Raw genomic sequence first — 9,842 nt, 5'->3', positions numbered from 1 at the left:
CGCTATATCTTCATCTTTCCATAAGGCATTTTTGCCACCGATCATATAGCCGATACGGCTGATGCCGTTTATGATCGTTTGGTCATGACCGTGAGAGGGCTTCAGTTTTAATAACTCAGGGTGATCTTTGCCGGTAGGCCAGTCTCCCACCTTTTCTTTATAACTCACCTGTATGGGATCCGCGGGATCAAGCCCCACTACATAACGATCCTCTACGTATACACAGGGTACCCTGTCAACTGTGGCGGGTAAAATAAAGGAATAGTCGAACCCGAGCTCCCGCGGACCGGGTTTTATCGCTCCATTCCAGTCCGGGCCTTCAGGCCCGCCCAATCCCAGGTGCCATTTGCCTACTACGGCTGTTTGATACCCCGCCTTTTTAAGAACGGCCGGGAGTGTAATTTTATCAACCGGCACGATCAGCGAAGCATTGCCCGGCGCTATGCCGGTCCCTTTTTTCCGCCAGGCATAAGTACCCGTAATTAATGAGAACCTGGAAGGTGTGCAGGTAGCAGAAGTGGCATAGGCATGGGTAAACCGGAGCCCCTGTTTGGCCAACCTGTCGATATTGGGTGTTTGGATTTGTGTGGCGCCGTAGCAACCCAGGTCGCCGTAACCCAGGTCATCGGCATAAATGAATACAATATTGGGATGTTGCTGACCAAACATTCCTTTCATTAAAAATATCGCCGTTAGAAGGAAAACGCTTTTTTTCATTTGCTGTTACATGTTAATTGAATGATACAACGGCTGCTGCTCTTCTCCCCGCTCCTTTTACGCCGGTAAGATCATCGCCGAGCTCTTTTCTGTACCGGTCGGCTATTGCATTGAGCTGTTCCACCACCTCGGGATGCTGTTCTTTTACATCTAATGTTTCACCGGGGTCTGTACGCAGGTCATACAGGGCAAGATGAACAGAATCGTTTGCATATTTACCGGGCCAACCGTCATTACCCATCGCCGTTTTTTTATAGGTTTGTGAGATACAGGGAAAAACCAGCTTCCACTGTCCTGCCCTGATGCCCTTCAGGTTATTTGCATCATAGTAGTATACAAATTCATTCCTTGGATTGGCACCAATTTTATGCTGCATTAACGACAATATATTCACGCCGTCAATTTTACGGGCTGGCCGACCGGCTTCACATATATCTGCAATGGTGGGCAGCAGGTCAATGGTGGAAGCGATATTGTTACAAATGGTGCCGGCAGGTATAACTTCAGGCCAACGCATGATGCAGGGCACCCTTTGGCCGCCTTCCCATGCCGTTCCTTTCCCTTCCCGCAAGCCGGCTGTATTGCCCGCATGATTGCCAAAAGTGAGCCAGGGGCCGTTATCGCTGGTAAAAACAACCAGGGTATTTTCGGCCAGCCCCTGTTCATCAAGCGTGCGCATGATCTCACCAACCGACCAGTCTACTTCCTCTATCATATCACCAAACAACCCTGCACCGCTTTTTCCTTTGAACGCCGGTGATGCGGCAATAGGCACATGCGGCATGGAATGTGCGAAATACAGGAAAAAAGGCCGGGATTTGTTTTGCTTTATAAACTGTACAGCCCTTTCCGTATACAGACCGGTCAGCTCTGCCTGGTCATCTAATGTTTTAATTTCCCTTATCTTTTTATTACCATCCATGAGTGGTAAAGGAGGATGACGATGTTTACGGTTAGCCGTATCCGTTACCGGTGTTCCGTCGTAGTTCACCGGCCACATATCATTGGAGTAAGGAAGCCCCAGCCATTCATCAAAACCCTGCTGCAGCGGAAAGAAGGGCTCTTTTTGTCCCAGGTGCCACTTACCCACCATGCCTGTACTGTATCCGCGGGCTTTCAGCAGTTCCGCGATGGTTTCCTCATCGGGGCTGAGCGCTGTTCTGCTCCAGGGAAAGAGGGCGCCGTGAATGCCGATCCTGTTGGGATAGCAGCCTGTAAGCAATGCCGCCCTTGAAGCGCTGCAAACCGCCTGTGCGGCGTAGAAACTGGTAAAGCGCATACCCTGCACCGCGAGTTTATTGATATTGGGGGTATGATACGGAAACCCGCCATAGCATTCCAGATCGCCATAGCCCATATCATCCATAAAGATGATGATGATATTGGGCTGTACATTCTTATATGGAGCCTGCGCCGTAAACGGACTGAAGCCAAATGTAAACGGCGCCATCAGTAAAAGAAACGCCAAAAGCGCAGGAAGGATAAAACGACTGTTCATTATTTTTGATTCGGATGAAAAGATATGGCTGCTGATTAACCTAAATCAAAAATAGGGAAAGTGCAGGGCAAATGCCGCGTGCATTTATAGAATGGCAAAAAGGGTGTCGCCTCAAAAATACTGTAATCCCGCAAAAAGCGGGAAGGTTTCAATCCGTTTAAAAAACAGTAAGAAGTCAGAGAGCGCCGCAGGCGCGTTGCCATGATGTCAAATAAAATAAACCCCGACGCCATTATCTGCGGCACCGGGGCTTTTTTTAGTGTGTGTTTTTTTAATAACGCCACAGCCTAAAAAACATTGTATGCAAAGCTCACATAATATAACCCTCCTATTTCGGGGTTACCGAATGCGTTCATATAATATTTGTTCAGCACATTGGTAGCACCCAGCTTAACCAGTGAGCCGATTGCCGGAAAGCGGTATCCTATCATGGCATCCATCGTAAAGAAGGAAGGAACCGTGCCGGTTGCAAAATCGGCTTCCCATAAGAAATCGGTTTGCCAGCGACCAGTAATATTGAATACCGCGCGTTTGTTTTTTCCAAAACCGGCATGCCCCACGCCAAAATTTATACGGTGGTCCGGCGTATTGAAATTGGCTATAAAATCTACAGGTACATCACCCAGTTCATCGTGAAAATAATTGGCAAAAACAGAAAGCCCGCTGCTTAAACGATAATCCAGTCCTATACCATAGCCCGAGGTTTTTACTTTAATGGGATCAATTTTTACATCACCCCCACCCGTAGCCGACATGGTGGCTGCATTTTCTACAATGGAATAGATCTGGCTTTGCTGGGGAGAGACCTGCCTTGCTACCAGCGTTCGCCCGATGAAATTGTCGTACTCACCCGTATAATAATATGCATCAACCAGCAGTTTTTTTGCGATCAGTCCCTTATAGCCTATTTCATAAGATGCAACAGTTTCGGGCTTCAGTTCCCTCGGATGATAGGCGCCCAGCGGCTGCGCGTTATTATTCAAACGCACCGCTGTTTGGGCGTTCAGGTTTGGACCAGGCCTGCCTCCCGGCAATGCAGCATCCCGGATCCATGGTAATCCGCCAATCAAAAACTGTCCACCGCCTATTTCCAGGTTGATGTATTGCTGCTGTGTGGAAGGGAAGCGGTACGCGGTTTGATAGCTCATGCGCACATTATGATCGTCGGCCAGCTTCACTACTGCCGAAGCCCTCGGTGTGAACCTCCCCTTGAAATTATCGTTCTTATCATAGCGTCCCGAAACGCTTAAGGTTAAACGATCATTGATCAGCTTTTTGGTAAGCTGGCCGTAAGCGCCGTATTCATTAATTTTTATGGGGCCGTCATAATCAATGAACAAGGTACCCTGTGAATTCAATACATATTGCTTCCATGATCCTCCTACTATCAGCTCAACAAAAGGAATTGCCTCTTTGAAATTATATTGCCCTTCCGTCATCCACAGATCGCTGCGGTCTAAAAACAATCCTCCTGCCGGTATAGGGGTAGAGCGTACCTGGTCGAACAATTGTTTAAACTGTGCAGAGCCTGCTGCGGGGCGGCCCTGGTCGGCAAAGGCCCGTGCCGCAGCATGTGCGGCAGCCTCATCGGCTCCTGCACTCCGGGCCTGCACAAAAGCAGCCACATACTCGGGAAACCATTGTGTGCTTGGCTTCCACGCTTCGTTCAGCCGGCGCGCGGTTATGGTGGCATTATAGGCTTCGCCTGCATCTTCCTGCGTGGTATAGCCACGGAGGAACCAGCTTTTGCTACGCAGCTCCAGCTTATACTGCCCTATTTTAGCATCTTTCAGGGAATACCTGTCGCTTCCGGTATATACGGTACTGCCGGTTCCGAAATGGCCGGTAAGCGAAGCTTCAAGATCAGATGTAATCTTATAATGCAGGCTTCCCGATAATTTAAAGTTCAGGGTGTTTGGATTTACCATATCACTTTCTGCATAGCCCGTACGCGAAGCACTTGCCTCAGGAATGATATCATTCCTCAACCCAAAATAAAAAGGAACCATATTGGTAACGGGTCCGCGTAAGGCTTCCGGCAGGGTGCCGATGAATCCCCCGATCTGCGCAGGCGTTGCATTGAGAGGCAACAGTGCATTCATGATCTGAACAATATCTACCGTGCCGCCTGTTGCAGCCAGCACGCCCTGCTGTGTTTGCGTTTGCACCAGTTGCGCAAGGCTCTTCATGCTAAACCCGTTATCGCGCATATTGGTTTCATCGCCATATACATTTATACCATCATAATTGGGATCTGTTTGCCGGTTGCCGGGCAATGTTTTGCGGGTTAGCCGGTCATAATCCTGTGTACTGCTGGCAATCCAGTCTTTGGCCTGTACCAACTGGAAGCCCACTTTAAAGGCAAATTTATTATTGAAAGCCTTAGCCCAGCGTGCCGACCAGTCGTTATACCAGCCCGGTTCGCTGCGTTGCCGCTTATCTACGTGATTCATACCTGTTTTGATCTGGAAGCTAAGGCCCTGGTATTTAAAAGGGTCTTTGCTGTTGATCAGCAATGTGCCATTCACACCGCCCGATCCGTATAATGCTGATGAAGCTCCCGGAAGCAGTTCCATGCTTTCAACATCCAGCTCTGTAAGCCCGGTAAAATTCCCTACCGAAAAGTTAAGTCCGGGCGCCTGGTTATCCATCCCGTCAACCAACTGGTTAAGCCGGGTATTCCCGGAGAAATTAAATCCGCGTGTACTGGGCGTTTTAAAAGTGAGCGATGAGGTGGTTACGTCAACACCTTTCAACTGCGTTACCATATCGTAATAGCTGGTGGCCGGCGTATTGCGGATATTGGCAGCGCTTACTCTTTCAATGGTTACCGGCGATTCCATTGCTTTTGTAGCTGTTCGGGTTGCAGCAACCACTATCTCTTCTCCGAGCACGGAGGAAGGCGTAAGTTCCACTTCAACAGGATCTGTTCCCGTAACCTGCAGCTCTTTTGTTTCAAAACCAATAGAGGAAAAAACCAGGATTACCGGTAGTGACTGACTTGTAGTTAATTTAAAATTGCCCCTCGGGTCAGTAAAAGTACCTTCCGTAGTTCCCTTAATGATCACAGAAACGGAGCTTATAAATTCACTGTTGCTGTTATTCCTGACCGTGCCCGAAACAATAACATTTTGTGAAAAGGAAGAAACTGTGTAAAACAGTAATGCTAAAGCAGTTACGTAACGGCATGTTTTTTTCATAATAAGCAGATTGGTGAAAGATGTTAGCGGCAAATTAACGATTGTTAGCAGATATCAGAAATTTTACCGCCTTTTTTAACCAACAGTTTTCCTCCTGTCAGTATACCATTATTGATTATGCGCGGAAATATTTAGAAACCTGCGTTTTCGCAGTCGTACCGCTTATTGTGATGACAAGATCAATGACGGGTTGTTATACTACAACAAACGACGTTGTTTAAATTATTCGACCAAAAATTTCTTTTTGTTAAAAAACTTTTCTATGTTTATTGCCGGTTTAAATCTGTGCTCCTTCATTCTGCTTACACTACCACACAAGTACGGTACCCATATTTAAAATCCAGTCATTAAGATCATATCCCAAAGCATTTTTATCATTCTGCCGCATGGCATGGCTGTGCCAATCCATCTATCCCAATCTTCAACGCATCCTCCAATATACAATGCATGACCAGTCTGCCGAAGATTTATAACGCAGGCTTTACAAACCGGTCCAATATAATTTGAAACCACGCGGGGTCAAGATTAAAGTGTTGGATTTTTTCAGACCATTTCTATTATCCATTAATTATTCTCTATGAAAAGTTTTTCGGGGAATACCGTTATTGTGTCCGCTCCGGGATATTTCAGCCGGAAGATTGGCCGGGCTAAAATTGTATTGACAATTTTCATTCTGTTCCTTTCCACCGGTATCCGTGCAATCAATCACTATCCTCTTCCTTTACCGGAGCAATACCTGGGCCTGAAGTGGCAACTGGATAAGACGGTTAAAGGTGTACAGTTTTTCTATGCCCTGTCAGTATGTGAAGGCAGCGATATTGTATTTCTCAAATTGAACAATACCAACAAATACCCGGTTAATGTATCGTGGAAGGAAACTTTTGAAACCCAGGTGGAAAAAAATGCCGATGGGAACGGCGACAGGAAAAAAATGATCCTTCAGCCGGGCGAAACATCTGAAGCGGATTGCATCAGCCCGGTTCATAAAGAACTGGTTGTTCCGGCTTCAAAAGCAGTTCCAACTTACGTAGCAGTAATTTCCAAATTCAGTTATAAAGATGTTACCGTGACGAATGCCAATTAAAAAATTCATAACCAACAATCCCAACGTGTATGAAACAATTTCACTTCCTCCCATCTTTGAAAAAAGTTCTTTTGCCTTTCTGGCTTTCCCTCTCCTTAAGTACTTTTTTCATTGCCGCCCATGCCCAGGCGCCCGACAGTAAGGGTACGGATTTCTGGCTTGCCTTCCCCGGAAACTACAGTCCCGGGGTGCTCTCTTTTTTCATAAGCGGGGATGAGAGCACAACAGGCACCGTTTCGGCTCCCGGAACGGGTTTTAGTGCAAACTTTACCGTTACACCCGGCACCGTAACCACCGTTACACTGCCTACGGGCACACTCGAGCTTAACGCTTCGAACGATATAGAAAACAAGGGCATTCATATTGTCGCAGGCAAAGAGGTTACGGTATACGGGTTGAACCGCTACCAGGCTACTACTGATGCCTACCTCGCTTTACCTACCGACATACTGGGCACTTCTTACATCAACCTCGGTTATAAAAACACCAATATTGTTAACAGCACACAGTTTGGCATAGTGGCTGCGCAAAATGCCACCACGGTTACCATTACACCAACGGTTACCACCAGCGGGAGACCTGCGGGTGTACCCTATAATATCGTGCTTAACCAGGGGCAAACCTATCTTTTACGCAATACAGATGCTGCACCACAGGATCTTTCGGGTTCATTGATCACCTCGAACAAACCCATAGCCGTATTCGGCGGTATGCAATGCGCTAATATACCCATGGGATATGTAGCATGCGATCACATTATAGAACAACTTCCCCCCACTACTGCATGGGGCAAAAATTTCATTTCCGTTCCGCTAAAAACACGAACCAAAGGAGATACATTTCGTTTCCTGGCATCTGCCAACGGTACTACAGTTGAAGTGAATGGTTCCATCGTTGCCAACTTAAACAAAGGGCAACTGTATGAGACCATCCTTACTACAGCATCGCAGATCAGGTCAAACAACCCGATACTCGTTGCACAATATTCGAACAGCAGCAGCTTTGATAATGTTACATCCGATCCATTTATGATGCTCATAACCCCCTATGAGCAGTTTCTCGGGAAGTATACTTTTTCTACTCCCGCATCGGGCTTCAGCGGTAATTATGTAAATGTGGTAGCCCCCGCTGCTGCAGTGGGAGCATTAAGGTTAGACGGTGTGATCATACCAGCCGCATCATTTTCAGCGATCGGCTCCACCGGCTTCAGCGGAGCACAATTGAATATCTCCCTGGGGTCGCATACGATCAATGGCTCTAATCTCCCCTTCGGAATTTTTGTATATGGATATGACAGCTACGACTCTTACGGCTATCCGGGTGGCCAGTCGCTGGCTCCTGTGGCCAGTGTAACCAACTTAAGTGTTACTCCATTAACGGGCACCGGTGCAGTGGGCACAGAACATTGTCTGGAAGCGTTGGTAAGGGATCAGTTCAACAATCCGTTGGTGGGCGTTCGGGTAGACTTTACGATCACCGGCGCTAACCCGGGCAGCACCGGCTTTGCCAATACCAACGCCAGCGGTATAGCCAAATTCTGTTATACAGGCACCAACGCAGGTGATGACAACATTATGGCATCTGTAGGTACTATCACCGCGCCGGCTAAATTTACATGGACAAAAACCGCAAGCAATATATATTATTCCAAAGCGGCCGGCAATTTGCATGATGTACTTACGTGGGGCGTAAACCTTGATGGTAGCGGCGCCAACCCAACGGATTTTGGCGATGGTAAGATCTTTAACCTGGCCAATCGTTCAGGTTCTTATACCATGACCGGTAACTGGACGGTGTTTGGCACACTCAATAATCCATCGGGCAGCCAGCTAAAGATCAACGGGTATACCTTATCCATCACTACGCTAACGGGTACAGGGACCTTAACGGGATCTACCACATCCAATCTTGCCGTTATAGGCACCAATGGCGGCAGCCCCGGTAACCTGAACTTTACGGCAGGCGCCGGCAGCAGCTTAAAAATGTTAACCCTGAACCGCACCGGAACAGGCGCTTCCGCCACTATCGGAACCGCATTGAGTATTTATGATGTGCTCAATATTGTAAACGGTGCATTAAATACCGGTAACAAACTAACGCTGAAGAGCAATGCTACCAATACAGCACGTGTGGCTCCGGTAGGTGGAAGTATAAGCGGTAATGTAACCGTAGAACGCTATATACCTGCACGCAGGGCGTGGAGAATTATCAATGCTCCTGTAGGTGGTAATCAAACGGTTAACCAGGCATGGCAGGAAGGTGTAACAACTGCATCTCCCAACTCCAATCCTAATCCGGGATATGGCACATTCATAACCGTGGGATCGGTTGCCAATGGCTTTGATCAGAATATCCTTGGTCAAAGTACTTCATCGCTGAAAAGCTTTACTGCCGCAGGCGCCCTGCAGGTTGTAACCAGCACAAAAACAGCAACAGTTGCCAATAAGCCTTATTTCCTGTTCGTAAGAGGCGACAGAAGTCTTATGATGAAAGACAATACAGTTCCGGCTAACAATACAACACTTCGTGCGAACGGGCCATTGCTGACCGGTAACCAAACCATACCTGTTGGCGCTGCAGGGTTTACAGCAGTAGCCAACCCCTTTGCTTCGCCCATCAATTTTGCAACCATTACCAGGAACAATGTAAAGAACAGCTTCTATGTATGGGATCCAAAGATGGGTGGCACTTATGGTGTAGGCGCTTACGTGAACATCAGCTATAACGGCACCGGCTATGATGTAACGCCGGCTTCGGTGAGCCCCGAAAGCCAGTATATCCAGAGCGGTCAGGGCTTCCTGGTGCAATCTACCGGAGCAGCCGGGAGCATTGTGATCAAGGAATCCGACAAGTCGGCAACACCTGCGCAGAATGTGTTCAGGCAGTCAGCCGGTAGCGATCAGTTGTCAGGTATCAGTAGTGAGCAGTCAGTGGTCAGAGGTCAGGTATCGGCTGTGGGCAATGGGCTGGTATTTGCTCCGGCTAAGAATGCACAGGGGTTAAGGATCAACCTGCAAACCATCAATGATGCCGGAACAAATATCCTGGACGAAGTGTTCACTTCTTACGGCAGGGATTTCTCCAGCGCTATTGATGATATGGATGCCATTAAGATGCCCAATGAGCTTGAAAACCTGGCCATTGTAAGGCAGGGTCAACCGCTGATGGTAGACAGAAGGTTACCGATCAGTGAGGGCAGCGATACGCTTTATCTCAATCTTTCCAACACAACGCAAAGAAGCTATATCCTGGAATTCAATCCCATTGATCTTACGGATGTGGTTTCGGCTACTATTGAAGACAATTACCTGCACACTTCCACAGCAATAAACACAGATGAAAT

General features: G+C 47.6%; 5 protein-coding genes. 2 read left to right on the top strand and 3 right to left on the bottom strand.

Going from position 1 to position 9,842, the window contains the following annotated elements; translation table 11 throughout:
- The 3 genes from PLH26_RS16765 to PLH26_RS16755 all read right to left on the bottom strand — a co-directional run.
- The coding region (locus PLH26_RS16765; RefSeq protein ID WP_324587182.1) for a sulfatase-like hydrolase/transferase at nt 1-717 on the bottom strand (717 nt) is incomplete at its 3' end.
- Nucleotides 718-730: 13 nt separating this feature from the next.
- Nucleotides 731-2,215, bottom strand: a complete 1,485-nt coding sequence (locus PLH26_RS16760) for a sulfatase family protein (protein WP_324587181.1) — start codon at nt 2,213-2,215, stop codon at nt 731-733.
- Between the two features lie 287 nt (nt 2,216-2,502).
- On the bottom strand, nt 2,503-5,415 hold the full coding sequence (locus tag PLH26_RS16755) for a TonB-dependent receptor (RefSeq protein WP_324587180.1): 2,913 nt from the start codon (nt 5,413-5,415) through the stop codon (nt 2,503-2,505).
- A gap of 577 nt (nt 5,416-5,992) precedes the next feature.
- Here PLH26_RS16755 and PLH26_RS16750 point away from each other — a divergent pair.
- A complete protein-coding gene (locus PLH26_RS16750) occupies nt 5,993-6,499 on the top strand; it encodes a hypothetical protein (RefSeq protein WP_324587179.1) in 507 nt (168 codons plus the stop codon).
- A gap of 29 nt (nt 6,500-6,528) precedes the next feature.
- The coding region (locus PLH26_RS16745; protein WP_324587178.1) for an Ig-like domain-containing protein at nt 6,529-9,842 on the top strand (3,314 nt) is incomplete at its 3' end.

It is taken from the genome of Agriterribacter sp., from assembly GCF_035444585.1.
In the GTDB taxonomy this organism is placed as follows: domain Bacteria; phylum Bacteroidota; class Bacteroidia; order Chitinophagales; family Chitinophagaceae; genus Agriterribacter.
Note: the sequence above shows the minus strand (reverse complement) of the source record. Positions and strands in the feature narration are given on the sequence as shown.

Bases quoted from the DNA above. Each gene is read 5' to 3' on its own strand.
- PLH26_RS16760 (WP_324587181.1), bottom strand. From the start codon at position 2,215: ATGAACAGTCGTTTTATCCTTCCTGCGCTTTTGGCGTTTCTTTTACTG.
- PLH26_RS16755 (WP_324587180.1), bottom strand. From the start codon at position 5,415: ATGAAAAAAACATGCCGTTACGTAACTGCTTTAGCATTACTGTTTTAC.
- PLH26_RS16750 (WP_324587179.1), top strand. From the start codon at position 5,993: ATGAAAAGTTTTTCGGGGAATACCGTTATTGTGTCCGCTCCGGGATAT.